This window comes from Pigmentiphaga litoralis (assembly GCF_048632615.1).
Lineage (GTDB): Bacteria > Pseudomonadota > Gammaproteobacteria > Burkholderiales > Burkholderiaceae_B > Pigmentiphaga > Pigmentiphaga litoralis_B.
On record NZ_CP184479.1, the window covers coordinates 1,224,051 to 1,248,109 of the forward strand.

Annotated in this window: 18 protein-coding genes, 1 tRNA gene and 4 pseudogenes; 8 read left to right on the top strand and 15 right to left on the bottom strand. The window is 65.4% G+C overall.

From position 1 onward, the window contains the following. Window positions 1-84: 84 nt before the first annotated feature. From ACNANG_RS05395 to ACNANG_RS05440, 10 genes and pseudogenes are all read right to left on the bottom strand, one after another. Complete coding sequence (locus tag ACNANG_RS05395) at window positions 85-621, bottom strand: queuosine precursor transporter (protein ID WP_420226315.1); 537 nt, start codon at window positions 619-621, stop codon at window positions 85-87. Beyond that, a complete protein-coding gene (locus ACNANG_RS05400; RefSeq protein ID WP_420226316.1) occupies window positions 618-1,904 on the bottom strand; it encodes an MFS transporter in 1,287 nt (428 codons plus the stop codon). Before ACNANG_RS05400 ends, ACNANG_RS05395 begins: the two co-directional genes overlap by 4 nt. Further along, window positions 1,888-2,705 (bottom strand): annotated as a pseudogene (gene proC, locus ACNANG_RS05405) (pyrroline-5-carboxylate reductase). The gene ACNANG_RS05400 and the pseudogene proC overlap by 17 nt, the downstream one beginning before the upstream one ends. An 86-nt stretch (window positions 2,706-2,791) precedes the next feature. Beyond that, window positions 2,792-3,487 carry a YggS family pyridoxal phosphate-dependent enzyme gene (locus ACNANG_RS05410; protein ID WP_420227458.1) on the bottom strand — a complete coding sequence of 232 codons (696 nt, stop codon included), beginning with the start codon at window positions 3,485-3,487 and terminating at the stop codon, window positions 2,792-2,794. A gap of 69 nt (window positions 3,488-3,556) precedes the next feature. After that, window positions 3,557-4,444 (bottom strand): 4-hydroxybenzoate octaprenyltransferase, encoded by an 888-nt coding sequence (ubiA, locus tag ACNANG_RS05415; protein WP_420226317.1) that lies wholly within the window; start codon window positions 4,442-4,444, stop codon window positions 3,557-3,559. A gap of 148 nt (window positions 4,445-4,592) precedes the next feature. Continuing rightward, on the bottom strand, window positions 4,593-6,242 hold the full coding sequence (locus ACNANG_RS05420) for an AMP-binding protein (RefSeq protein ID WP_420226318.1): 1,650 nt from the start codon (window positions 6,240-6,242) through the stop codon (window positions 4,593-4,595). Window positions 6,243-6,494: 252 nt separating this feature from the next. Beyond that, window positions 6,495-6,986, bottom strand: coding sequence for a Dps family protein (locus ACNANG_RS05425; protein WP_189615987.1), 492 nt, complete (start codon window positions 6,984-6,986; stop codon window positions 6,495-6,497). Window positions 6,987-7,126: 140 nt separating this feature from the next. Then, window positions 7,127-8,071, bottom strand: a complete 945-nt coding sequence (locus tag ACNANG_RS05430; RefSeq protein WP_420226319.1) for a LysR substrate-binding domain-containing protein — start codon at window positions 8,069-8,071, stop codon at window positions 7,127-7,129. A 15-nt stretch (window positions 8,072-8,086) separates the two neighbouring features. Then, window positions 8,087-10,101: pseudogene (gene recG / locus ACNANG_RS05435) on the bottom strand (ATP-dependent DNA helicase RecG). A gap of 63 nt (window positions 10,102-10,164) precedes the next feature. Then, the gene (locus tag ACNANG_RS05440) at window positions 10,165-10,554 is read right to left on the bottom strand and encodes a Rid family detoxifying hydrolase (protein ID WP_420226320.1); all 390 of its coding nucleotides are present in this window, start codon (window positions 10,552-10,554) and stop codon (window positions 10,165-10,167) included. 222 nt (window positions 10,555-10,776) lie between these two features. On the opposite strand from ACNANG_RS05440, the gene ACNANG_RS05445 reads away from it, so the two are divergent. Further along, a complete protein-coding gene (locus ACNANG_RS05445; protein ID WP_420226321.1) occupies window positions 10,777-12,747 on the top strand; it encodes an APC family permease in 1,971 nt (656 codons plus the stop codon). A gap of 208 nt (window positions 12,748-12,955) precedes the next feature. Here the strand turns inward: ACNANG_RS05445 and ACNANG_RS05450 are convergent. After that, a pseudogene (locus tag ACNANG_RS05450) lies at window positions 12,956-13,950 on the bottom strand (LysR family transcriptional regulator). Beyond that, window positions 13,947-14,090: a hypothetical protein gene (locus ACNANG_RS05455; RefSeq protein ID WP_420226322.1), complete on the bottom strand. Its 144-nt coding sequence runs from the start codon at window positions 14,088-14,090 to the stop codon at window positions 13,947-13,949. The pseudogene ACNANG_RS05450 and the gene ACNANG_RS05455 overlap by 4 nt, the downstream one beginning before the upstream one ends. Before the next feature lie 103 nt (window positions 14,091-14,193). On the opposite strand from ACNANG_RS05455, the gene ACNANG_RS05460 reads away from it, so the two are divergent. The 3 genes from ACNANG_RS05460 (at window position 14,194) to ACNANG_RS05470 (ending at window position 17,003) form a co-directional block, all read left to right on the top strand. Further along, on the top strand, window positions 14,194-15,558 hold the full coding sequence (locus ACNANG_RS05460) for an acyclic terpene utilization AtuA family protein (protein WP_420226323.1): 1,365 nt from the start codon (window positions 14,194-14,196) through the stop codon (window positions 15,556-15,558). Then, the gene (locus tag ACNANG_RS05465; RefSeq protein ID WP_420226324.1) at window positions 15,555-15,947 is read left to right on the top strand and encodes an AtuA-related protein; all 393 of its coding nucleotides are present in this window, start codon (window positions 15,555-15,557) and stop codon (window positions 15,945-15,947) included. The genes ACNANG_RS05460 and ACNANG_RS05465 overlap by 4 nt, the downstream gene beginning before the upstream one ends. Window positions 15,948-16,019: 72 nt before the next feature. After that, a complete protein-coding gene (locus ACNANG_RS05470; protein ID WP_420226325.1) occupies window positions 16,020-17,003 on the top strand; it encodes a Bug family tripartite tricarboxylate transporter substrate binding protein in 984 nt (327 codons plus the stop codon). Between the two features lie 148 nt (window positions 17,004-17,151). On the opposite strand, the gene ACNANG_RS05475 is transcribed toward ACNANG_RS05470, so the two are convergent. Continuing rightward, complete coding sequence (locus ACNANG_RS05475; protein WP_420226326.1) at window positions 17,152-17,895, bottom strand: polysaccharide deacetylase family protein; 744 nt, start codon at window positions 17,893-17,895, stop codon at window positions 17,152-17,154. Between the two features lie 72 nt (window positions 17,896-17,967). Continuing rightward, window positions 17,968-19,101 (bottom strand): glycosyltransferase family 4 protein, encoded by a 1,134-nt coding sequence (locus ACNANG_RS05480; protein ID WP_420226327.1) that lies wholly within the window; start codon window positions 19,099-19,101, stop codon window positions 17,968-17,970. 203 nt (window positions 19,102-19,304) lie between these two features. Between ACNANG_RS05480 and ACNANG_RS05485 the strand changes: the two genes are divergently transcribed. After that, window positions 19,305-19,790: an AtaL-like protein gene (locus ACNANG_RS05485; RefSeq protein ID WP_420226328.1), complete on the top strand. Its 486-nt coding sequence runs from the start codon at window positions 19,305-19,307 to the stop codon at window positions 19,788-19,790. A 173-nt stretch (window positions 19,791-19,963) separates the two neighbouring features. On the opposite strand, the gene ACNANG_RS05490 is transcribed toward ACNANG_RS05485, so the two are convergent. Then, window positions 19,964-20,740 carry a ferredoxin--NADP reductase gene (locus tag ACNANG_RS05490; RefSeq protein WP_420226329.1) on the bottom strand — a complete coding sequence of 259 codons (777 nt, stop codon included), beginning with the start codon at window positions 20,738-20,740 and terminating at the stop codon, window positions 19,964-19,966. A gap of 270 nt (window positions 20,741-21,010) precedes the next feature. On the opposite strand from ACNANG_RS05490, the gene ACNANG_RS05495 reads away from it, so the two are divergent. The 3 genes and pseudogenes from ACNANG_RS05495 to ACNANG_RS05505 form a co-directional block, all read left to right on the top strand. Next, a tRNA-Ala gene (locus tag ACNANG_RS05495) sits at window positions 21,011-21,085 on the top strand. A gap of 81 nt (window positions 21,086-21,166) precedes the next feature. Further along, complete coding sequence (locus ACNANG_RS05500) at window positions 21,167-22,624, top strand: chemotaxis protein CheB (RefSeq protein WP_420226330.1); 1,458 nt, start codon at window positions 21,167-21,169, stop codon at window positions 22,622-22,624. A 125-nt stretch (window positions 22,625-22,749) separates the two neighbouring features. After that, window positions 22,750-23,967: pseudogene (locus ACNANG_RS05505) on the top strand (ATP-binding protein); the annotation flags it as partial. Between the last annotated feature and the right edge of the window lie 92 nt (window positions 23,968-24,059).

The window sequence follows — 24,059 nt, forward strand, 5'->3', positions numbered from 1 at the left end:
CCGGCGGGCGGCGCGTGTAAGTCCCACGCCGGCAAGGGCGCGTGGGATGTCCGGCGCCAGCCTTCGGCGCCATGGATGCTCCTGTCAGCGACCGGAGGGGGTGCGCCGGATCAGGATACGAAACGGCAGCAGCATGGAGATCCCGATCGCCAGCTTGACCGCCAGGTCGCCGGCCGCCCAGGAAGTCCAGGGCAAGCCCTGGCCCGAAAACGCGATGCTCCAGAACAGCGCCGTGTCGAGCGTGGCCGACAAGACAGTGGAGACCAGCGGCGCGCGCCACCAGTTCCCCTGGCGCAGTCGGTCGAACACCTGGATGTCCAGCAGTTGCGATGCGATGTAGGCCGTGCCGGAAGCGATCGCGATGCGCGGCGGCGCCAGGATCAACGAGGCTACCACGGCCACCGCGAATCCCACCCAGGCCACCCGCCGCGCCTGCCGCGGGCCGTGCCGCCGGTTGACGAGATCGATGGCCAGATAGGCCACCGGGTAGGTGAAGGCGCCCCACGTCAGCCAGTCATTGATGGGGAACTGGACCAGCAGGTTGGAGCTGAGCACGATCGCGCCCATGGCAAGGATGGCGCGCACGAACTGCCACCGCGACATGGGCTCGAAGGTCATCATCCCTCCAGCGTCCGCAGGCGCCGCAGCGCCGGGAACAGGAACATCCACAGCCCGGCAATCGCAATGGTGCCGACGCCGCCGATCAGTACGGCCGGCACGACGCCGAACAAGGCGGCCGTGACGCCGGACTCGAATTCGCCCAGCTGGTTGGACGTGCCCACGAACAAGGAATTGACCGCGCTGACCCGGCCCAGCATCTCGTTGGGTGTCTGCAGCTGGACCAGCGTGAAACGGATCACCACGCTCACCACGTCGGCCGCGCCCAGCAGCACCAGGGCACCCATCGACAGCAGGATGTTGGTCGACAGCCCGAACAAAATCGTGGCCAGACCGAACACGCCCAACGACGCGAACAACATCGGCCCCACGTTCTTCCTGATCGGATGGTGCGCCAGGAACACCGACATGGCCAGGGCGCCCAGGGCGGGCGACGTCCGCAGCAGGCCCAACCCCCAGGGCCCGGCATGCAGGATGTCCTTGGCGTAGATGGGAAGCAGCGCGGTGGCCCCACCCAGCAAGACCGCGAACAGATCCAGCGACAGCGTGCCCAGGATGACCGGACGGCTGCGGATGAAGCCGATGCCGGAAAACACCGATTTGAACGTGACCGGTTCCTTGGACGGAATGGCCCGTTCGATCCGGATCAGTGACACCACCAGGCTGCCCAGCCCGAAGAACACGCAGGCCACGACATAGGCCACGGTGGACCCGAAGCCGAACAGCAGGCCGCCCAATGCCGGCCCCAGGATCTGCGCCGTCTGCGTCGCCGACGTGGACCAGGCCGCGGCCTGCGGCAGCATGATCCGCGGGACCACGCCCTGGACCAACGCCGCCATCGTTGGCGATTCGAACGCCCGCGCGGCGCCGCCGATCGCCACGATCACCAGGATCGCGTCGCGCGTCAGCCAGCCTTCGTAGGTGCCAAAGGCAAGCACCCCCGCCGCCAGCGCTTCCACGGCCATGCAGATACTGGCGATGGTCCGCCGGTCGTACCGGTCGGCCACATGTCCGACGACGAAAGTCAGCACGACCATCGGCAGGAACTGCGCCAGCCCGACCAGGCCCAGGTCCAGCGCGCGGCCGGTCAGGTTATAGACCTGCCAGCCCACCGCTACCGACAGCATCTGGAAGGACAGCGTCGACAGCACGCGGCCGAACCAGAACAGCACGAAGGGCCGATGGCGCGCGACCGATGACGGCAGGCCAGCGGCCGCGGGGTCGGATGCCACGCCCGCCGCGGCGGCGGGACGATCCGATGCAGGAGGTTCAGTTGCCGAATTCATCGCCCATCTCGTGTGCCCGGTCGGCCGCCGCCTGCATGGCGCGCACCACCGTGGCCTTGAAGCCATCCTGTTCCATCACGGCCAACGCGGCCGCCGTCGTGCCCCCTTGGAGGTGACCCGCTCGCGCAGCAGCGATGGCGGTTCGGTGGATTCCGCCGCCAGGCGCGTCGCACCCGCCAGCGTCGCCAGCGCCAGGGCGCGTGACTGTCCGGCGTCCAGCCCCACGGCCAGTCCGCCTTCGATCAGGGCTTCTATCATCAGGAATACGTAGGCCGGCCCACTTCCCGACAGCGCCGTGACGCCATCGAGCTGCGATTCTTCCTGCACCCACACCACCTCGCCCACCGACGCAAGAATCTGTCCCGCAAGCGCCCGGTCGGACTCCGGCGTGCCCGGCAGCGCGGCCAGCCCGGAAATGCCCGCGCCGATCAGCGACGGCGTATTGGGCATGCAGCGCACCAGCCGCGTCGCCGACAGCCAGCGCGCCAGGTCGGCCGCGCGAATGCCGGCCGCGATGCTGATCACCAGGCTGTCGCGCAGGAAGGGCTCGGTGGCGATCGCAACCGCCTTCATGACCTGCGGTTTGACGGCGTAGACCCACACCTGGCAATTCGCCAGGGCTTCGTCCGGCTCGGCCGATACGGACGCGCCGCGGGCGCGCCAGGCTTCCCGCAGATCGTCGTTGACCTCGACCACGTGGATATTGCCGATCGGGCACAGCTTGCCCGCCAGGCCGCTGACGAGCGCGGACGCCATGTTGCCGCCGCCGATGAATGCAATGGAAAGGTCTTCAGAACGCATGAGCAGGAACCGTCAGAAAGAGTCGAGGGCGACAGGCGGCAGCCCGTCGGCAGGAATGAAAGGAAGTCCGTCGAGCGCGCGGCCGGTCAGGCATACGCCCGCGCGCCAAAAATGGCAGTGCCTACCCGCACGATGGTGGCGCCTTCGGCCACGGCGGCCTCCAGGTCGTCCGACATGCCCATCGACAGGGTGTCGACTGGCAGGCCTTCGTCCTGCAATTGCCGCTGAAGCGCGGCCAGCCGGGCAAACGCGGCGCGCTGCACCATCGGGTCGTCCGACGGCGCTGGGATCGCCATCAGGCCGCGCAACCGCAGCCGTGGCAGTCCGTGCACCGCCCGCGCCAGGGCCAGGACGTCCGGCGGGGCGACGCCGCTCTTGGTGGATTCATTGTCGATGTTGACCTGGAGGCAGACCTGCAGCGGGCCCAGGCTGTCGGGCCGCAGATCGGACAGGCGCTGCGCGATCTTCAGGCGGTCGATGCTGTGCACCCAGTCCATGTATTCGGCCACCGGGCGCGCCTTGTTGCTTTGCAGGGGGCCGATGAAATGCCAGGCAAGCTGGCCGGGCGCGGCCTGCAGCGCGTCGATCTTGGCGATCGCTTCCTGCACATAGCTTTCACCGAACACGGCATGGCCGGCATCGATGGCTGCTTGAACGGCCCCGGCATCAAAGGTCTTGGACACGGCCATCAATGTGATGGCCGCCGGATCGCGCCCGCAGGCCAGCGCGGCGCGATCGATACGCTGCCTCACGGCCTGGAGATGGTCGGCAATCGGCGACATGGCGGTGGGCGCAAAAGCCTCGATTATAAGGGTGGGGAAGCACCGGGCACCGGCCGGCGAGCGGCGCATTCAGACGCGGGACAGCACCGATGTCTGCACGACAATGCCGGCGAACACGGCAAAGCCGAACCACGTGTTGTTCAGAAAGGCGCGAAAGCACGGGCCCGGCTCACGGTGCCGGATCCAGACCAGATGCCGCACCGCAATCGCCGCCGCGGCCGCCAGGCCCAGATAGAAGGCCCAGCCGTAGCCCAGCATGAACCCGATGCCGCCCAGCATGACGAGCGTTACCGCATAGCAGATGCCCACCATCAGCACGTCATACCGGCCAAAGGTGATGGCCGACGTGTGCAGGCCCAGCTTCAGGTCATCGGGCCGGTCCACCATGGCGTACTCGGTATCGTAGGCAATGGCCCAGACGATATTGGCCAGCAACATCAGCCACCCGATCGCGGGCACGGTGCCCAGCACCGCCGCGAACGCCATCGGGATGCCAAAGCCGAACGCGATCCCCAGATAGGCCTGGGGAATCGCAAAGAAGCGCTTGAACTTGGGATAGCTGACGGCCAGGAAGGCCGCCACGACCGCCAAGGCCCACACCAGGTGGTTCATGGGCAGCACCAGCAGCAGGGACACCAGCGCCAGACCCGCCGCGACCAGCAGGGCTTCCTTGGGTGAGATCAGTCCGGACGTCAGCACCCGGTCTTTGGTGCGGGCGACGTGCAGGTCCACGTCGCGGTCGAAATAATCGTTGATGGCGCAACCGGCCGAACGCATCAGCGCGGTGCCAAGCACGAACGCAAAGATCAGATAGGGCGTGGGCGCGCCGTCGCTCGCGATCCAAAGCGCCCACAGCGTGGGCCACAGCAGCAGCAGAATGCCGATGGGCTTGTCGATGCGCACCAGGCGCGCGTACAGGCCGATGCGCCGGGACAGGGAAAGAGAGGCGGTAGTCATCCCGCCATCGTAACAAGCCCGGGGGCCTCGGGGCCAGACGCGGCTCATGCCCCGGCCAGGAACCGCGGGCTCACACCCCGAGTTCAGACCGCGGGCTCACGCCCCGAGCCCAGGACTGCGGCCTTATCCCCGACCCAGGACCGCGGGCTCATCCCCGCAGGGCATACCGCTTGAGCTTGCCGGTTTCCGTGCGCGGCAGCCCGTCCACGAACTGGATGGTCCGCGGATATTTGTACGGCGCGATCGTCGCCTTCACGTACTCCTGCAGGGTCTTGACCATGCCGTCGTCGGCCGCAAAGCCCGGCTTCAGCACGACGAAGGCCTTGACGACCTGCCCCCGCTCCGGGTCCGGCGCCCCCACCACCCCGCACTCGGCCACGGCCTCGTGCAGCAGCAAGGCGCTCTCGACTTCGGGCCCGGCAATGTTGTAGCCCGCCGAAATGATCATGTCGTCGGCGCGTGCCTGATAGAACAGGTAGCCATCGGCATCCATCAGGAAGCTGTCGCCGGTCAGGTTCCAGCCGTTCTGCACGGCCGTGGCCTGGCGCGCATCGGCCAGGTATTTGCATCCGGTCGGACCGCGCACCGCCAGCCGCCCGGGCGTGCCCGGCGGCACCGGCCGCATCTGTTCGTCGACAATGCACGCCTGGTACCCCGGCACGGGCTTGCCGATGGCGCCCTCGCGGACCTCGCTGCCCGTGCTGGAGATGAAGATGTGGATCATCTCGGTACTGCCGATGCCATCCGTCATTTCGAGCCCGGTGGCCTGCTTCCAGACCTGCCGCGTCGCATCGGGCAAGGCCTCGCCCGCCGACACGCTGGCACGCAAGGACGACAGATCGAAACCGCTGGCCAGCGCCGCCATCTGGCGGTAGAAGGTCGGAGCGGTGAACACGATGGTGGCGCGGAAATCCTGAATGGTCTGCAACAGGCTGTCGGGGGTCAGGCGCTCGGCCAGCACGACCGACGCGCCCACCCGCAGCGGAAAGCACAGCATGCCGCCCAGGCCGAAGGTAAAGGCCAGCGGCGGCGTGCCGCAGAATACGTCGTCTTGCGTGGCCTTGAGCAGATGGCGCGGGAACAGGTCGCACATGGCCAGCACGTCGCGGTGGAAATGCATGCACCCCTTGGGCGATCCGGTCGTGCCGCTGGTGAACGCGATCAGGCATACATCGTCGACCGCCGTATCGCACGCATCGAACCGATCGGGCTTGCCGGCGGCCAGCGTTTCCAGTTCCTGTGCACTCGCGTCGTTGGCGCCGGTAGCGTTGAACAACACGACGCGCTGAAGCGATCCGCAATAGTGGGCCTGGCCGGCGTCCATGCAGGCCACCAGTTCATCCTTGAGCCGGACGTCACACAGGGCGGCGGTGACCTCGGCCTTGTCGATGATCTGCTTGAGTTCGGTCGCGCGCAGCAGCGGCATGGTCGGCACGACCACCAGGCCGGCCTTGACCGCGGCCAGCCAGGCAATGGCCATGCCCGCGTTGTTCGGGCCCCGCAGCAGCAGGCGGTTGCCGGGCACCAGTCCCATGTCGCCGGTCAGCACGTGCGCCACGCGGTTGACCGCGCGCTGCAGGTCGCGATAAGTCATGTGGGCCGGGCCGGTGTCCCCCAGCCAATGCAGTGCCGGGCGGTCGCCCTGCCCGCGCGCCACGGCGCCGTCGACCAGTTCGGCCGCGCAATTGATACGGGCCGGGTAGGCCACGTCGGGGCTGTCGAGCAGGAATTCGGGCCACAGCCCGGGGTCGGGCAAGTGATCCCGCGAAAAGCTATCGATGTGCGCCGAACGCTCCATGCTGGGCTCCAACGGTGGTGTATCGATCCCGCGTCTGCGCGCGGAAGTCCGGAGTCCCGCGATGGTCCGCAAGGCTCTCTGCCGATAACTGTAGCCGAAAACCTTTAGGTTTCAACTAATTTTTGGAGGGGATGGCGGGCGGGTGCGAAGCCGAAAAAACCGCGGCGCCAGGCCGCGGTTCTATTGGAGTCAGATCCTGAACGCAGGCCCTGACCTCGAGCCCCACCTTCAGCAGCGTGACATGCCTGCGGATCACTGCAGGATGCTGCGCAGCATCCACGCCGTCTTTTCGTGGATGTCCAGGCGCTGGGTCATCAGGTCGGCCGTTGGCTGGTCGTTGGCGGCATCGGCCATGGCGAACGTTTCGCGTGCCGTGCGTGCCACGGCTTCGTGACCCGAGACCAGCAGGCGGACCATGTCGAGCGCTTCCGGCACGTTCACCGGCTCTTCGATCGACGAGAGCTGGTTGAAGTCGCGATAGGTACCCGGCGCGAAGTGACCGAGGGCGCGAATCCGTTCCGCCACGTCGTCGATCGAATTCCAGAGTTCCGTGTACTGCGTCATGAACATCGTGTGCAGCGTGTTGAACATCGGACCCGTCACGTTCCAGTGGAAGTTATGGGTCATCTGATACAGCGTGTAGGTGTCGGCCAGGAGCTTCGACAGACCACCCGCGACAGCGGTGCGGTCGGCATCCGAAATGCCGATGTCGATGCGCGGTGCGACCACGGCGGTTTGGCTCATGTTCTTGCCGGCGGAAACCTTCACGGGTTCCGGGACTTTCGTGCTGACTTTCTTAACCATCGTTAACTCCCCTCGTTGTTGTTCGAGACCTATGAACAAATTACCAGATGGCGATCATTCGCCGCATTACAAGGCAACGCTCAGACCTCTTGGGCTGCCTCGGAAATCATTGTCACGCCGTTCAGGTCGCAATCCTGGACGGCCGCCACCAGCGCCTCGATGGCCTGGGTGCGCGGAAAACTTTTGCGCCACGCCAGCACGACGCGGCGATCCGGCGCCGGGTCCTCGAACGGAATGTAGGCAAGCATTTCGCGCTCATCCGGATGGGCCGGAACCGACGTTTTTGGCACGACGGTAATGCCGATGCCAGACGCCACCATGTGCCGGATCGTCTCCAGCGACGACCCTTCAAACGTTCGCTGGATGCCATCGTTCGACGCCGAAAACCGCGCCAGCTCGGGGCAGACTTCCAGTACCTGGTCGCGAAAACAGTGCCCGCTCCCGAGCAGCAGCATCGTCTCGTTCTTCAGCTCTTCCGACGCGACGCTTTTTCGATGGGCCCACGGATGGTTGTTGGGTACCGCGACCACGAAGGGCTCGTCGTACAGCGGCTGGATCACCAGGCCCGCATCGGGCAACGGCAGGGCCATGATGGCGCAATCGATCTCGCCCTGCCGCAGCAATTCCAGCAGCCGCACCGTAAAGTATTCCTGCAGCAGCAAGGGCATCTGCGGCGTCCGCGCGATCAGGCGCGGAATCAGCTGCGGCAGCAGATAGGGACTGATCGTGTAGATCACCCCCACCCGCAGCGCACCCGACAGCGGATCGTGCCCCTGCTTGGCGATTTCCTTCAGGTTGGCGCCTTCTTCCAGCACTTTTTGCGCCTGCGCGACCACGCGCTGCCCGATGGGCGTCACGCCGACTTCGGATCCGCCCCGTTCGAAAATCGTCACGCCCAGTTCATCTTCCAGCTTGCGTATCGCCACCGACAGCGTCGGCTGGCTGACGAAACAGGCTTCGGCCGCGCGGCCGAAATGGCGTTCACGCGCCACGGCCACGATGTACTTCAACTCGGTCAGCGTCATTGCCTTGCCTCCGGCTCATGCCTTGAGAAAATCTTCGCGGCCGCGCATCCAGCGCGCCAGGTGGCGCGCCACGACGTCGGGCTGGCTGGCCTGCAGCAGCGCTGCGGCCTCGTGCGCCTGTTCGGCGATCTCGATATCGGTTTCCAGGTCGGCAAAGCGCATCAGCGCCAGACCGGATTGGCGCACCCCCAGGAATTCTCCCGGCCCCCGCAGTTCAAGATCGCGCCGGGCGATTTCGAAACCGTCCGTGGTCTCGTGCATCGTGCGCAGGCGGGCCTTGGCGATCATCGACAGCGGCGTCTGGAACAGCAGCACGCACACGGATTCGGCCGCGCCCCGCCCGACCCGGCCGCGCAATTGATGCAGCTGCGCCAGACCGAATCGCTCGGCATGCTCGATCACCATCAGCGACGCATTCGGGACGTCCACGCCCACTTCGATCACGGTGGTGGCCACCAGCAAATGGATCTCGCCGGCCTTGAAGGCCTGCATCACGGCGGCCTTTTCGGCCGTGAGCAGACGGCCGTGGACCAGCCCCACGTTCAGCCCGGGCAAGGCCTGGGTCAACGCCAGGTGCGTATCGACGGCCGTTTGCAGTTCAAGCGTTTCGCTTTCTTCGACCAGCGGACAGACCCAATACACCTGCCGCCCGATCCGCGCTGCTTCATGAATGCGCGCCACCACCTCGTCGCGCCGCGCGTCCGACAGCAGCTTCGTGACCACCGGCGTGCGGCCGGGCGGCAACTCATCGATCACCGAGACGTCCAGATCGGCAAAGAACGTCATGGCCAGCGTGCGCGGAATCGGCGTCGCCGTCATCATCAACTGATGGGGATAGAGGTCCGCGCGGTCCTTGCCTCCCCCTTCCCCCGCAACGCCAGCCGCTGGCCCACGCCAAAACGGTGCTGCTCGTCAACGATGGCCAGCCCGAGCTTCGAGAACGTGACCTGGTCCTGGATCAGCGCCTGCGTGCCCACCGCCAGATGCGCCTCGCCACTTTCAATCGCGGCCACGGCCTCGCGCCGCAGCTTGGCGCTCAGGCTCCCGGTCAGCCACATCACCTTGATGCCCAGCGGAGCAAACCAGTCCGCCAGCTTGCGGTAGTGCTGCTCGGCCAGGATCTCGGTCGGCGCCATCAGGGCCGCCTGGTAGCCGTTATCAATGGCCTGCGCGGCGGCCAATGCCGCCACCACGGTCTTGCCGCTGCCCACGTCGCCTTGCAGCAGCCGATGCATGGGGTTGGGCTTGGCCAGGTCCGCCGCGATCTCTTTCAGCACCCGCTGCTGCGCACCGGTCAGGCCGAACGGCAGCGTGGCCAGCAGCCGGGACACGACCGTGTCGTCCCCCTTGCGCAGGGGCAGGCGCACGGCGCGTTTGTCGAGCCGCGCGGCGCGGGCCTTGGCCAGGGACAGTTGCTGCGCCAGCAGTTCATCGAACTTGACCCGCAGCCAGGCCGGATGGGCCCGCGCCGTCAGGCCCTCGGGATCCACGTCGGCCGGCGGGTAGTGCAGCAGCCGCACCGCCTGCGCGAACCCCATCAGGTCGTACTGCTGGCGCAGGGATTCCGGCAGCGTGTCCGACAGATCGGCGTCTTGCAGGGCTTCGGCGATCGCCTTGCGCAGCACGGCCTGCGGCAGGCCTTCGGTGGTCGGATACACCGGCGTCAACGACGTAGGCAGGCGCGATACATCGGTTGCCACGGTGGTGCGCGGGTGCACCATCTCCATCCCGAAGAACCCGCCCCGCGCCTCGCCCCGCGCACGGATGCGCCGCCCCACCGCCAGCTGCTTTTGCTGGCTGGGGTAGAAGTTGAGATAGCGCAAGCCGAGTTCACCCGACTCGTCGCGAATCGACGCCTTCAGCTGCTTGCGCGGCCGGTAGGTCACTTCGCAACTCGTGACTTCACCTTCGACCTGGGCCCACATGCCAGGGATCAGACGGGCGATCGGCGTAATGGCCGTCTCGTCCTCATACCGCATCGGCAGATGAAGGATCAGGTCTTCAGGACCATGCAGGCCCAGCTTCGCCATCTTGCGCTGCTGGGCGGACAGGTCCCTGGAGGAAGCCTTGGCAGGCGGTGCGGCAACAGGCAATCAGATCACCAGAATCGCTTCGACCTCGAACGTCGCGCCCTTGGGCAATTCCTTCACGCCCACGGTCGAGCGCGCCGGGAACGGCTGGGGAATCAGTTCGGCCATGATGTCGTTGACCTGGCCGAATTTGGACAGGTCGGTCAGGAACAGGGTCAGCTTGACGACTTGCGCCAGCGTGCCGCCCGCCGCGGCGACCACCGCCGCCATGTTGGCAAACGCGCGGCGCACTTCGGCTTCGAACGTGTCGTTGACCATGACGCCGGTGGACGGCTCCAGGCCGATTTGGCCCGACAGATACACCACCTTGCCGCCGGCCGGTACGGCGACGGCTTGCGAATACGGACCGACGGCGGCGGGGGCCTGATCGGTGTGCAGAATTTCTTTCGTCATGGGTCAAGTCCTGTAAAGCGGGAGGGGACGGCGCCTAAGGGGGTGGCTCCTGGCGTGTCGTCGTGAATGCCATTGGCGCGCCATGTACAAAGCTATCAGAAATCCAAGTCCAATAGCACCCGTTTGAACGACCAGGTAACAATATCCCCGTTAAGATTCGCAAGCGCCCGCAACGGACGCCGGTGGGCCGCCGTTGCTCATCGCATTTCTGGAACCACCGGTATGAAAGCAACGTCGTGGCGGGAACGCCTGTTGGGCCAGGCCCGCGACCCTTTGTCCGCGGACACGCGCCACTCGATCGCGCTGGCCGCCTTCCTGGCCTGGGTCGGCCTGGGCGCCGACGGTCTGTCCTCGTCGGCCTATGGTCCCGAAGAAGCGTTTCGCGCATTGGGCGCCCATACGCATCTGGCCCTGTTCCTGGCCGTGGCCACGGCCATTACCGTTTTCGTCGTGGCGCTGGCCTACAACCAGGTAATCGAACTGTTTCCTACCGGCGGAGGCGGCTACCGGGTATCGACCGCCCTGCTCGGGCCGACGGCCGGCCTGGTGTCCGGGTCGGCGCTGATCGTCGACTACGTCCTGACCATCGCGATCTCCGTCGCCAGCGGAACCGACGCCCTCTTTTCGCTGCTGCCCGCTACCTGGCAGCCGTTCAAGAACTGGACGGCCTGCGCCATGGTGCTCCTGCTTTTGTGGCTCAACCTGCGCGGCGCCAAAGAAAGCATCCGCTTCCTGCTGCCGATTTTTATCGGCTTCGTCGTTTCCCATGTGATCCTGATCGGCTGGGGCATTTTTGCCCATGCCGATGGTCTGCCCGCCCTCATCCCCGACACCTTTGCCGAACTGGACAGCTTTACGGACGAGGCCGGCTGGCTGTTCGTCCTCGCCGTGTTCATGAAGGCGTATTCCCTGGGCGGTGGCACCTACACCGGGATCGAGGCCGTCTCGAACAACGTGGACCGCCTGGCCGAACCGGTCGTTCGCACCGGCAAGATGACCATGATGCTGATGGCCATCAGCCTGGCCTTTACGGCCGGCGGCATCATCCTGCTGTACCTGCTGTGGGCCGCCGCGCCGGTGGAAGGGCAGACGCTGAACGCCGTCGTGTTCCAGGACATTCTTGGCGAGATGGGGCTGACCGGCAGCGGTCTGGTGGTCGCCCTGACCCTGGTGCTGGTCTTCGAGGCCGGCCTGCTGTTCGTTGCGGCCAATACCGGGTTCCTGGGCGGACCGTCGGTTCTGTCGAACATGGCCGCCGACTCCTGGGTGCCGCATCGCTTCCGGTATCTGTCGAACCGGCTGGTCACGGAAAACGGCATTCTGCTGATGGGTGTCGCCGCGCTGGCCATCCTGATCCTGACGGGCGGCAAGGTGTCGCTGCTGGTGGTGCTGTATTCGATCAACGTGTTCCTGACCTTTACTTTGTCGCTGGCGGGCCTGTCGCGCTACTGGGTCGTGAACCGGCGCAACCCGGCGCACCGCCGCCACTGGAAGCGCCGGCTGGCGCTGTCCTTGGTTGCCCTGACCATCACCAGCGCCATCCTGGTGGTAACCGTGGTCGAAAAGTTCTACGAAGGGGGCTGGGCCACGCTGCTGATCACCTCGGCGCTGATCCTGGCCTGCTTCGGCATTCGCGCGCACTACCGGGACACGCGCCGCCGCATTGCCCTGGTCGACGAGATCTTTGCCGATCAGGCCTTCGGTTCCGAATGCGATCCGCCCGCGCTCGATCCGCAGGCGCCCACGGCGGCCTTCCTGGTCGGGTCCAGCCGTGGCGGCGGCCTGCATGCGCTGCTATGGGTGCAGCGCATGTTTCCGGACCACTTCAAGAATTTCGTGTTCATCAACGCGCGCACCGTCGATGCCCGCGTCTACGGCGGGCCGGAAGCATTGGAAGCGTTACGGATGCAGGCCAACACGTCCCTGAAGTTTTTCGAGCGCTTCTGCAACAGCTACGGCATGGCGGCGACCAGCCGTCTGGGGTACGGCACCGATGCCGTGCAGACGCTGGAAAAGCTGTGCAATGAGACACTGGAGACCTATCCCAACACGCTGTTCTTTGCGAGCAAGCTGGTGTTCAAGCGCGACAACCTGTTCACACGCCTGCTGCACAACCAGGCGGTCAATGCGCTGCAGCGGCGGATGCACATCAACGGGCAGCAGATGATGGTGCTGCCGATGTTGATCGATTGATGGATGGAATGATTGACCGATTGACCGGTTGTTCGGTTGTTCGGTTGTTCGGTTGTTCGGTTGTTCGGTTGTTCGGTTGTTCGGTTGTTCGGTTGTTCGCTTGCAGCTGCATCATGCGGGCGCTCAGCTTGGGCGCCTTGACCAGGGCGGCGGCCAGGTAGACGATTGGCGGCGGCTTGACGACTGCCGCATGCAAAGCGGCGATCGATCAGGCTTCGGTCGCCTTGGGGCCAGCCGCCTTCCTTGCGGATCTTCCGCCTGCGGCGCCCCCTGCCTTGCTTCCCGTCCTTCCCCCACCCTTCCCTGCCGGGAAGGACGGCCGTCGCGCCTTCACCAGCGAATACAGCGCCTCGGCCGCCGCCGACATCGACCGGTCGCGCCGGCGCACCAGATACAAGGACCGGGTCGGGCCGCGCACCGACAGCGGAATCACCGCCACGTCCGGATGCGAAAACTGCGACAGCGTCATCTCGGGCACCAGGCTCACACCCAGCCCCGCCACCACCAGCCCCGTCACGGTCGCCAGGTGCTCCACCTCGAACGCCGTCTGCATCTGCACCGGGTGCAAGGCGGCGTCCAGATGCTGCCGCACGCTACTCGACCGGGCCAACTGGATAAAGGGGTAATCGGCCACATCGCGCAGCCGCACCGTCGGTAACTGCGCCAGCGGATGGTCCTTGCGGCAGACCAGATAAAAACTGTCCACGCACAGCAGTTCCGTCGTGAAATCGCTCATGTCGGCGCCGTTCGCGGCCAGGGCAAAATCGACCCGGCCCAGGCGTACCAGACTCAGGCACGGCTCCAGCAAGGCGTCGTGCAGTTCCAGCGCCACGCCGGGAAATTCGGCGCGAAATTCCCCAGCACGCCCGGCAGCCAGCCGGATGCCAATGACGGCAAGGCCGCCACGGACGCCCTGCCCTTGCGTTTGGCCACATGATCGCTCAGTTCTTCCATGGCCAGTTCGAAGTCGCCCAGCAGGCGCCGCGCGGACCCTTCGAACAGCACACCTTCGGGCGTCAGTTCCACGTGCCGCGTCGACCGGTCGAACAGCCGCACGCCGGCCACCGTTTCGATCGACCGGATCAGTGCACTGAAAGCGGGCTGAGACAAAAAGGTCTTGTCGGCCGCGCGCGTAAAGTTGCGTTCCTCAACCAGTGCGATGAATGCCCTCAGCTGGCGCGTCGACATGTTGGTCAGGTTCATGGCGTGGTCACCCTTGATGACCGGGCGCCGGCATATTCCGCTGGCAGATTCTTCCTGGCCGCCATGGCGCCTGGCCGCTTCCACCGCGTCTTCTTGAACCCCGTGCCGTCCACCATATGCCGCGCCCCCTCTTCATCCATGATCAACTCATCCGCTTTTCAGATCAATCAATCTTTTTTTCTATTTTACGGATGATTTTTCCGACCCTATAGTGGACTTTCATAAAAGCACAAAGACAATCCCATGCCAACAGCTCCCATCCTGATCGGGTCGGCCTCGGGTTTCTCTGGAGACAGGACGGACGCGGCGGGCCCGGTGGTCGACACCCTGATCGCCCGCGGCGGTCCGGCGGCGTTGATGTACGAGACGCTTGCCGAGCGCACCCTGGCGCTGGCGCAACTCGAACGCGAACACCATCCGCAGGGCGGCTTCGATCCGCAGCTGGACGACCTCGTCGGCCCGGTCATCGAACGCTGCCTGCGTCACGACATCGCCATCATCGGCAACTTCGGCGCGGCCAATCCGCCCGGGGCCGCGCAACGCCTGCATGATCTGGCCAGCGCGCAGGGCATCGCCGACGCACGCATCGCCATCGTGCACGGCGACGACCTGTCTGGCCCTGGCTACCGGGACCTGCTGCGGGAGTGCATCGGCCCCCAATTCGACGACCTGGACGTGGTCAGCGCCAATGCCTACCTCGGCGCCGAAGCCATTGCCGACGCCTTGCGCGGCGGCGCTCAGATCGTCGTCGCGGGCCGCGTCGCGGATCCGTCCCTGGCGGTGGGTCCTGCCATGGCCCACTTCGGCTGGGCCGCGGACGACTGGGAACGCCTGGGCCGTGCGACCATGGCCGGGCATCTGCTCGAATGCGGCACCCAGGTCACCGGCGGCTATTTTGCGGACCCTGGCTTCAAGGATGTGCCCGATCTGCACGCGGCCGGCTTTCCGATCGCCGAGATCGATGCCGATGGCAGCTGCGTGATCGGCAAGGCCGACGCGACCGGCGGCTGTGTCGATCCTCGCACGGTCAAGGAACAGCTGCTGTACGAAGTCCACGATCCGGCGCGCTACCTGACACCCGATGTCGTGGCCGACATCAGCCAGGCGCGAGTCATGGATCTTGGCAACGATCGGGTCGCGCTCAGCGGCGTGACCGGGCATGCTCGCCCCGACCGGCTCAAGGTCAACGTCTGCTATCGCGGCGGCTGGCTGGCCGAAGCCGAAATCTCGTACGCCGGCCCGCGCGCCGAAGCGCGTGCCCGCCTTGCCGCCGACGTCATCGTCAAACGCCTGGGCCCCGACCTGCCCGTGCGCATCGACCTGATCGGCGCCGTCAGCATCCTGGGAGATGACCGCGGCGATATGCTGCGTGGCGCGCCCGCCGGCCACGGCCGCGACGTGCGTCTGCGCGTGGCCTGCTCGCAGCACGACAAGCGTCAGGCCCAGCGCATCGTGCGCGAAGTCACCGCGCTGTACACCAACGGACCGGCCGGTGGCGGTGGCGTGCGCACGACGCTCAAACCACGGCTCAATCTCATTTCATGCTTCGTTCCGCGCGCGGCCGTGCGCAGCGGCTGGACGATGCTGACCCCGGGGAGCCTGGCATGACATCGACCACCCCTCAATCCCCCGCGAACACCGTGCCTCTGTATCGCCTCGCGCACAGCCGCGCAGGCGACAAGGGCAACCGGTCGAACCTCAGCCTGATTGCCCACGACCCGGCGTACTACGACCACCTGGTCGAGCAGGTCACCGCCGACGCGGTCGCCCGCTGGTTCGACTACCGTCAACCCACCCACGTCGAACGCTACCTTCTGCCCACGCTCTGCGCGATGAATTTCGTGCTGGACGAAGTACTGGATGGCGGCGTGAACGGATCGCTCAACCTCGATGCGCACGGCAAAGGCCTCTCGTTCTGGCTGCTGGACATGCCCGTGACCCCGCCGCCCGGCTTCGATGCCAATGGCGACGGCATCATCGAACGGGCCCTGCCCTGAGGGATGCCGACCGCCCTCCTGTCTGACCGCCTTTCCTTTCACCCACAACAAGAATTCCGGAGACCTAGCACCATGACCTCGCATCCCCGCCGCCTTGTACTCGCCGGCCTCATCGCCGCTGCTTTGCCGTTGGCCGCGGCGCCCCTGACCGCCTCTGCCCAGACCTATCCGGCCCGCCCGGTCACCTTCGTGGTGCCATTCGCGGCCGGCAGCGCGACGGACCAGATCGCCCGCGCCATTGGCCAGGGCATGACCGAAGCCAGCGGCCAGACCGTCGTCATCGAAAACAAGCCGGGCGCCAGCGCTATCATCGGCGCGCAATCGGCCGCCCGCGCGCAGGCCGATGGCTACACTGTGCTGATCACCACCAACACAACCCACGCCGCCAACGAACACCTGTACAAGTCGCTGCCTTACGACCCGGTCAAGGACTTCGCACCGGTTACCGCCTTGGGCAAGGGCGGACAGATCATGGTCGTCAACCCCAACCTGCCTGTCAAAAGCGTGCAGGAGCTGCTCGCCCTCGCCAAGAAAGACCCGGGCAAGCTGAGTTTCGGCAGCGGCAGCTCGTCCAGCCGGATCGCCGGCGAGCTGCTCCAGCAAATGACTGGCGCCAAGATCCTGCACGTGCCCTACAAGAGCAACCCGCTGGCCGTTACCGACCTGCTGGGCGGCCAGATCAGCATGATGATCACCGACACCGCCACCGGCCTGCCGCAGGTCAAGAGCGGCAAGCTGCGTGCCCTGGGCGTGACCAGCCTGAAGCGCTCGCCCCTGGCGCCCGATGTGCCGACCATCGCCGAATCCGGTGTGCCTGGCTATGAGATGGGATACTGGTTTGCCGCCTACGTGCCCGCCGGCACGCCCAGCGCCGTAGTGACGCGACTCAACGAACTGCTGATCAAGGCATCCACGTCGTCCGCCGCCAAGTCTTTCTATGAATCGACCGGCACGGAGCCCTACACCACGACGCCCGGCGAACTGGCCAGCTTCCAGAAAGCCGAATCGCAAAAGTGGGGCAAGATCATCAAAGCCGCCGGGATCGAACCGGAGTAAGCATTAAGGCTGCACCGCCGCCGGCATCGAACCGGAGTCAGCATCAACGATGCACCGCCGCCGTCAAGGCGGCGGAAAGGTGGACAAAACGCCTTGTAGCCTTCTACCACTGGGCCGCCTATCGTCGAGTCAGCGCCCCGCAAGACCTTCAACGCCCGCGCAGTTCCTCGCGCGGCGTGAACAGCTTGATCATCATCGACGCAAAGTGGGTGGACCGCAGCACATGCACCCGGGACAGCTCCATCATGTCCTGGCCCGGTTGCACCCGTCCGCGCCGCGTCGTGGTGGCGCTGGTGTATCCGCTCTCGGCCACCAGTGCACACTGCTCCGCCAGGTAGTATCCATAGGGGTAACAGAAGGCGTCGACCGGTTCGCCGCTCACGTCCTGCAGCATCTTGCGCGACCCGCCAATCTGCTCACGCGCCTGATCCACCGAACATTCCTTCAGGTTCGCATGCGCGATCGTATGCGAGCCCACTTCGTGTCCCGCTTTCGCCCAGGCCCGGATCTGCGCGCCGTCCATCAAACGCGCCGTCGGCACGCCCTTCTCGGCATCCCACGCATTCGTGCCCCCGACCTGCGCCGCCACGAAGTAGTTGGTCGCGGTAAAACCCAGGTCCGCCAGAATCGGCACCGCATTTTCGGCCACGTTCACGAAGCCATCATCGAACGTCAGTCCGAACACCTTGCCCTGCCGCTCGCCCCGCAGGTAAGGCTGCAGATCCCGCATCGACAGCCCCCGATACCCCAACGCCTTGAGCCAGCGCATATGCCGCGCGAACACGGCCGGGTCCACCGTGAGGCTGCGAAACGGCGTGCCCTTGGCCGGCGGCGTCGCGCACTGGTGGTACATCAGGATGGGAATGGGGCGAGAATTGCGGGTCGTCGTCATGGATGAAACTGTATATCAGGCAGCCCTGCGGCAGGGATTGGCAGCCGTCCGTGCAACTGCGCACGCATCGGGTCAAGCCGGCGACTTGTCCAGCACCTTTGCGTACGTCTTCACGAACGCCTGTTCCACCTGCCGCCAGTCAAACCGCGCGGCCAGCGCCAGGCCGTTCGCGCGCAGCTTGCCGCGCAGCACCGCGTCTTGCGTGATGCGCTGGATCGCGGCGGCCAATTCGCAGGCGTCGCGCGGGTCGGCAACCACCAGCGCATCATGTTCCGCTTCGACGCAGGCGGTAAAGCCGCAGTATTCCTTGGAACTCAGGATCACGGGCAGGCCGAACGACATGGCCTCCAGCGGCGCCATGCCAAAAGAGTCCTGCAGCGTGGGGTGCACGTACACGTCGCTGCAGGCATAGAAGCGGCAGACGTCCGGCCGCGCCGGAAACGCGTGGACACGGCCGGCCAAGGCGGGCGGGATCACGTCGCGCAGCTTGTCCTGGCCGTCGGCCGGGCCACCCAGCACGATCAGGTGATATTGCGCGTCCAGCGATTCCAGGGCCGACAGGATCGTCATGAAGCCCTTGCGCAGCGGGTCGTTCGCGACCAACAGGCAGTACACGGCGGACGGATCCAGCCCCAGGCTTTGAAGCGCGTCGTGGCGCGTCTGCACATCGTCGGGCAGGGTGACGCCAGGATGGATGGTGACCATGGGCGGCAGGCGTTTGTAGGCAGCCTGCAACTGGTCGATGGTCTGGTGCGCCGGAGCCACGAGCACGCGGTTGGGTTGCACGCGGAAACGCAGGCGTTCCAGCAGCAGGTAGCTGATCAGCCGGGGGCTCAGCAGCGCGCTGATCCGTTTGAGCAGCGACCGGTTGTGCATGAACAGGCTGTAGCGTACCGGCATGACATGCACGACCTGCACGTTGCCGACCCAGCTGTTTTCGTGGGAATGGACGATGTCGTAACCCTGGCGGACCAGCAGGTGGCAGCACAGGTTGAACCATAGCTGGTTGAGCCAGCGTGGCAGCAGCCTGCTGCACGGAACGCGGGTGAACGGTGCCTGCACAGGGCTGTCGAACTCCTGGCAGATGACGCGGACGTCGTGGGTCTGGATCAGTACTCGGGTCAGGTTTTCCGCATAGGCTTCGGCGCCGCCGAAACGCGCGCCGAAACGGCGCGTGACAATCGCAATTCTGAGCTTTGTAGGCACGTTATGATGATTCGTGAATATCTACCGCACTTGCTTGCCCGCGGTCCCGTCGCCATCTGTTCCCGGAACGACGACCCCGCGGGGCGGTTCCAGCGTTGCGCTGGCTGACCGCCTTCCCGCCCGCCGACATCCGGCAGGCAATCTTTGCGGCGCCCTGACCCAGGCACCGCAGCATGACCACTCCCGATTTCTAGACCGACACTATGCTGACTTTCGAACACCTCGTGCAGATCAACGACCCGCGCGTTCCGTTGATCCAACCCCTTACCCGCATGGACATCTGGCACGGGCTGGTGCTTCGTGCCCATCATCCAACCGAATTCATCATGGGATTGGAAGGCTGCGTCATCGAAACACAGGAAGAGCAAGGTCGGCAAACTTTATTGACGCGGGTGTTGGACTTCGGCCCATTCCAGGTTCACGACCGGGTGACCTTGACGCCCATGCATGAAGTCCGGGTGCTTGCGCTGGCGACCGATCGGTGGCCGCGCAGCGAGGCCACCGTAACGGTGGAAGAGCCGGAAGAAGGTGCGATTTTCCTGCGTTTTACCTACGAATTGGACCTGGCGGACGACAGCGACGACATGGATGAAACGACGGTCGAAATCCGCAAGCAGGCGTATGTGGCTGCCGATCTGGACACCGTAAAGCGCATCCGCGAGATCGCGGCCATCCGTAAAGCCCACTAGTCGTTGCCGTGCCACATATCGCGCACGACACATCTCGCGCGACACCGCACGCCCGGCTCCGGCACGCGTCGGCCCGGAAATGACAAAAGCGCCCGAAGGCGCCCTTGTGGTGACTGACCGGCGACGAATCCGCGGGTGGCTACCTTGGCCACGCGCCATTCGCCCGCCGTCGATTATTTTTCAGCGAACGCGCGTTCAACCACGTAGTCGCCCGGCTCGCCGGTGTGCGGCGATACCTTGAAGCCGCGCTGGTCCAGCATCGCGCTGATGTCGGTCAGCATGTGCGGGCTGCCGCACAGCATGGCGCGGTCGTGCGCCGGATCGAGCGGCGGCAGGCCGACGCCGGCAGCCAGCTTGCCGTTATCGATGATATCGGTGATCCGGCCCATGTTGCGGAACGGCTCGCGCGTGACCGTTGGGTAGTAGATCAGCTTGTCGCGGACCATCTCGCCAAAGTATTCGTTGTTCGGCAGTTCTTCGCCAATGTAGTTGGCGTAGGCAAGTTCGCTGACGAATCGTACGCCGTGCACCAGCACCACCTTCTCGAAACGTTCATAGACGTCCGGATCCTTGATGATGCTCATGAACGGGGCCAGGCCCGTACCCGTGGCGAACAGGTACAGGTTCTTGCCTGGAAGCAGGTCATCCACGACCAGCGTGCCGACGGGCTTGCGGCTGACCAGGATAGGGTCGCCTTCTTTCAGGTGCTGCAGCCGCGAGGTCAGCGGGCCGTCCTGCACCTTGATGCTGAGGAATTCGAGGTGTTCTTCGTAATTGGCGCTGGCGATACTGTAGGCGCGCATGAGCGGCTTGCCATTGACTTCCAGCCCGATCATCACGAAGTGCCCGTTGTGAAAGCGCAGGGCGGGATCGCGCGTGGTCTTGAAACTGAAAAGCGTATCGTTCCAGTGATGAACGCTGGTAACGCGCTCGGTATTGAAAGCGGCCATGGCCAGTCACATTCCGTCGAGGTAATGAGATGAGTTTACCAAAGCCGAGGGCATTTCGACGCGTTCTTGCCGCGATCTGACGGGATTCGGGCTGCATTACGGCACTTTTCCTTGTGATGCCATGCCCTGGCATAAGTCCAGGTTCTGAGGTCATTGCCGCAAGTCATGATCAGCCGGCCGGGCCGTTCAAATCCTGTTGCACCTGTCACCATCCGGACCATGCTCATGCATTTGCCGCTGGCCAGGCTCACTGATATAGTTTCTGCACGTGGGGGGTAGCTCAGCTGGGAGAGCGCGTCGTTCGCAATGACGAGGTCGGGAGTTCGATCCTCCTCCTCTCCACCACACGTTTTTCCTTCTGCTGCATTTTGTGGATTCAACGATAGGGTTGTCGTGGCCGGCGACGCTGGGTCCGACAACGATGCAATGCAGACAGACCGTGAAGCCATGACCGGAACGGCGGACTTTGGCGTCGTCGTGATCGGTGCCTCGGCAGGCGGACAATCCGCCATCCTTGCCTTGTTGCGCAATCTGCCGTTGGACTTCGACGTGCCCATCGTCGTCGTGCAGCACCTGCCGGTGGAATCCACCCTTCGCGACATCTACGCGGCCCGGCTTCCATATACCTTCGAATGGGTGACCGAACAGTCCACGCTGGCTCCCCGCAAGGTACTCCTTTGCCCCCCACGCTCCTGTATCGAACTGCTGCCCGACGGCAGCTTTCGCCTGCATGCCTGCGAAGGCGGCGCGCTCGACCGACAGATCGACCGGGTGCTTCACTCCGTCGCGCTGAGTTTCAGCCATCGGGCCATCGCCGTCGTCCTGACCGGCCTGGGGCGCGACGGCGCCCTGGGTGCCCGCGAACTGCATGTCGCGGGTGGGCGCGTCCTCGTCCAGATGGCGGCTTCGGCCGAATACACCGACATGCCCAAGGCAGCCATTGCGGCTGGCGCGGCAGACCTGGTCGTGCCGCTGGACGACATGGCGCAGGTGCTGACCGAACTGGTCTCCGGCGCCGTGCGGCCAAAGGCCCGTTCGGAACTGGAGGCCATCGAGCAGGTATTCGGAATCAAGGGCGAAGTCGCCGCCCTTGCCCGCGACATCGACTGGTCCCGCACGCCGATAGGCACCGCCCTGGAGTGGCCCATTGAACTCCGGCTGCTCGCGCGCACGGCGATCGAATCGCCGCACCCCACGGCCATCTGGTGGGGGCGTTCCCTTGTACAGATCTACAACGATGCGTACCGCCGTTTCCTTGGCGTACGTCAACATCCTGAAGCGCTGGGCCGTCCGGCCTGTGAAACCTGGAACGACGCATGGGGAAGGCTGGCCCCCATTGTCGACCAGGTCCTGACGCGGGCCACGGCAGTAGACGCCAAGGAAGTGCGCCTGGTCATCGACCGGCATGGCGTGGATGAAGAAGCCTTTGTCAGTTTCGCCTACTCGCCCATCCGTGATGTGCGGGGGTGGTTGTCGGTATCCATAGCGCGGGGTGGGAAACGACGCGCACGGTCGTCGCCGAACGGCGGATGGCCGCCTTGCGCGCGCTGGCGGCGCATATCATCGGCGCGGACACCCCGCGCCAGGCCTGCGAACGGGCCGCCTCCGTGCTGGATGCCGCGCCGTTCGACCTGCCCTTTGCATTGCTTTACCTGTTCGACCCCGGCCGGCGCAATGCCACGCTTGCAGGTACGGTTGGCCTGCCCGCCGGTAGCGCCGCGGCGCCCCACACCTTGGGCATGGTGGCCGCGCGCGACCTGTGGGCGCTGCAGCGCCTGCTTCAGACCGCTTCGGCGGCGTATTCGCCTGGCCTGTTGCTCGAGGACATCGACCGTCGGGCGCCCGAGATCGCCGCGCTTCTCAGCCACCAGGAAGACAGGCTGATTCCACGCGCCGCGCTGGTGCTGCCGCTGCGGTGGGCCGAAGACAAGCCGCCGATTGGCGCATTGATCGCGGGGCTCAGCCCCCAGCGGCCGCTGGACGAGGACTACCGCAACTTCCTGCGGCTCGTGACGCAGCAGATCAGCGCCGGCCTGGCGGAGGCGCGCGCACGCGAACTCGAACGCGAACGCAGCGAGCGGCTGGCCGAGCTCGATCGGGCCAAAATCGAATTCTTCGCCAACGTCAGTCATGAATTCCGCACCCCATTGACGCTGTTGCTCTCGCCGCTTGAAGAAATACGGCGCAGGCGCGACGAACTGCCCGTCGGGCTGGCAACGGAAATCGATGTCGTTGCGCGCAATTCGCACCGGCTGCTGCGGCTGGTCGATAGCCTGCTCGACTTCGCGCAGGGCGAAGAGCGGCGGCAACGCGTGGTTCTGCAGCTGACCGACCTCGCGGCGTTGACGACCGACGTGGCAAGCGTGTTTCGAAGCGCCATCGAACGAGCCGGATTGACGTTGCGTGTCGAATGCCAGCCAGGTCTTCCCCTCGTTCCGGTGGATCGGATCCTTTGGGAAAAAGTCCTTTCCAACCTGCTGTCGAATGCACTCAAGTTCACGTTCGAGGGCGGCATTGTCGTTCGCCTGCGCGCCATGTCCTTGCACGTGGAGCTGGTCGTCAGCGATAGCGGCGTAGGCATTCCGAAGCATGAGTTGCCCCACCTGTTCAAGCGTTTCCATCGGGTCCGCGGCACCCGTGCGCGAACCATCGAAGGCTCGGGTATCGGGTTGGCCATCGTTCACGACCTCGTCACCCGCATGCGGGGCCAGGTCCAGGTACAAAGTTCCGAAGGCCGCGGGACGTCCTTCACGATCTGGATGCCCTTGAAGGCGCATCGCCAGGCGTCCGATATCCCAACGCCATTGGCGCCGGGGGACGTCACTTCGCACATCGCGGCCGGACTGGCCGAAGAGGCGAACGCATGGTTTGGCTCGGGCACCAACGCCGGCCTGCTCGACGACCCGCTCGCGTCTCCAAAGAACGAGCAGCTGCGGCTGGCCCCGGGCGCCCGGGTCCTCGTTGCCGATGACAATGCCGACCTGCGCCAGTATCTGCAGCGTCTGCTTGGCGCCTATTGGAAGGTCACTGTCGTGGCGGATGGCGCCGAGGCGCTGGCCGAAGCGCGCCGGGCGCCGCCGGACCTCATCCTTGCCGACGTCATGATGCCCGTGCTCGACGGATTTGCGCTGCTTCGCGCCATACGCGACGACGCGACACTCAAACACACGCCATTCATCTTCCTGACCGCACGCGCGGCCGAAGACCGGGCGATCGAAGGATTGGTGGCGGGCGCCGACGACTATCTGGCCAAGCCGTTCTCCGCTCGGGAACTGATCGCGCGCGTTGGCGGCCAGATCGTCCTGTCGCATGCCCGGCG

Coding starts and splice junctions, on each gene's coding strand:
- ACNANG_RS05410 (WP_420227458.1), bottom strand. CDS start 3,487: ATGTCGCCGATTGCCGACCATCTCCAGGCCGTGAGGCAGCGTATCGAT.
- ACNANG_RS05430 (WP_420226319.1), bottom strand. CDS start 8,071: ATGACGCTGACCGAGTTGAAGTACATCGTGGCCGTGGCGCGTGAACGC.
- ACNANG_RS05425 (WP_189615987.1), bottom strand. CDS start 6,986: ATGAGCCAAACCGCCGTGGTCGCACCGCGCATCGACATCGGCATTTCG.
- ACNANG_RS05500 (WP_420226330.1), top strand. CDS start 21,167: ATGCAGACAGACCGTGAAGCCATGACCGGAACGGCGGACTTTGGCGTC.
- ACNANG_RS05475 (WP_420226326.1), bottom strand. CDS start 17,895: ATGACGACGACCCGCAATTCTCGCCCCATTCCCATCCTGATGTACCAC.
- ACNANG_RS05400 (WP_420226316.1), bottom strand. CDS start 1,904: ATGAATTCGGCAACTGAACCTCCTGCATCGGATCGTCCCGCCGCCGCG.
- ACNANG_RS05470 (WP_420226325.1), top strand. CDS start 16,020: ATGACCTCGCATCCCCGCCGCCTTGTACTCGCCGGCCTCATCGCCGCT.
- ACNANG_RS05485 (WP_420226328.1), top strand. CDS start 19,305: ATGCTGACTTTCGAACACCTCGTGCAGATCAACGACCCGCGCGTTCCG.
- ACNANG_RS05460 (WP_420226323.1), top strand. CDS start 14,194: ATGCCAACAGCTCCCATCCTGATCGGGTCGGCCTCGGGTTTCTCTGGA.
- ACNANG_RS05465 (WP_420226324.1), top strand. CDS start 15,555: ATGACATCGACCACCCCTCAATCCCCCGCGAACACCGTGCCTCTGTAT.
- ubiA (WP_420226317.1), bottom strand. CDS start 4,444: ATGACTACCGCCTCTCTTTCCCTGTCCCGGCGCATCGGCCTGTACGCG.
- ACNANG_RS05445 (WP_420226321.1), top strand. CDS start 10,777: ATGAAAGCAACGTCGTGGCGGGAACGCCTGTTGGGCCAGGCCCGCGAC.
- ACNANG_RS05490 (WP_420226329.1), bottom strand. CDS start 20,740: ATGGCCGCTTTCAATACCGAGCGCGTTACCAGCGTTCATCACTGGAAC.
- ACNANG_RS05420 (WP_420226318.1), bottom strand. CDS start 6,242: ATGGAGCGTTCGGCGCACATCGATAGCTTTTCGCGGGATCACTTGCCC.
- ACNANG_RS05455 (WP_420226322.1), bottom strand. CDS start 14,090: ATGGATGAAGAGGGGGCGCGGCATATGGTGGACGGCACGGGGTTCAAG.
- ACNANG_RS05440 (WP_420226320.1), bottom strand. CDS start 10,554: ATGACGAAAGAAATTCTGCACACCGATCAGGCCCCCGCCGCCGTCGGT.
- ACNANG_RS05395 (WP_420226315.1), bottom strand. CDS start 621: ATGATGACCTTCGAGCCCATGTCGCGGTGGCAGTTCGTGCGCGCCATC.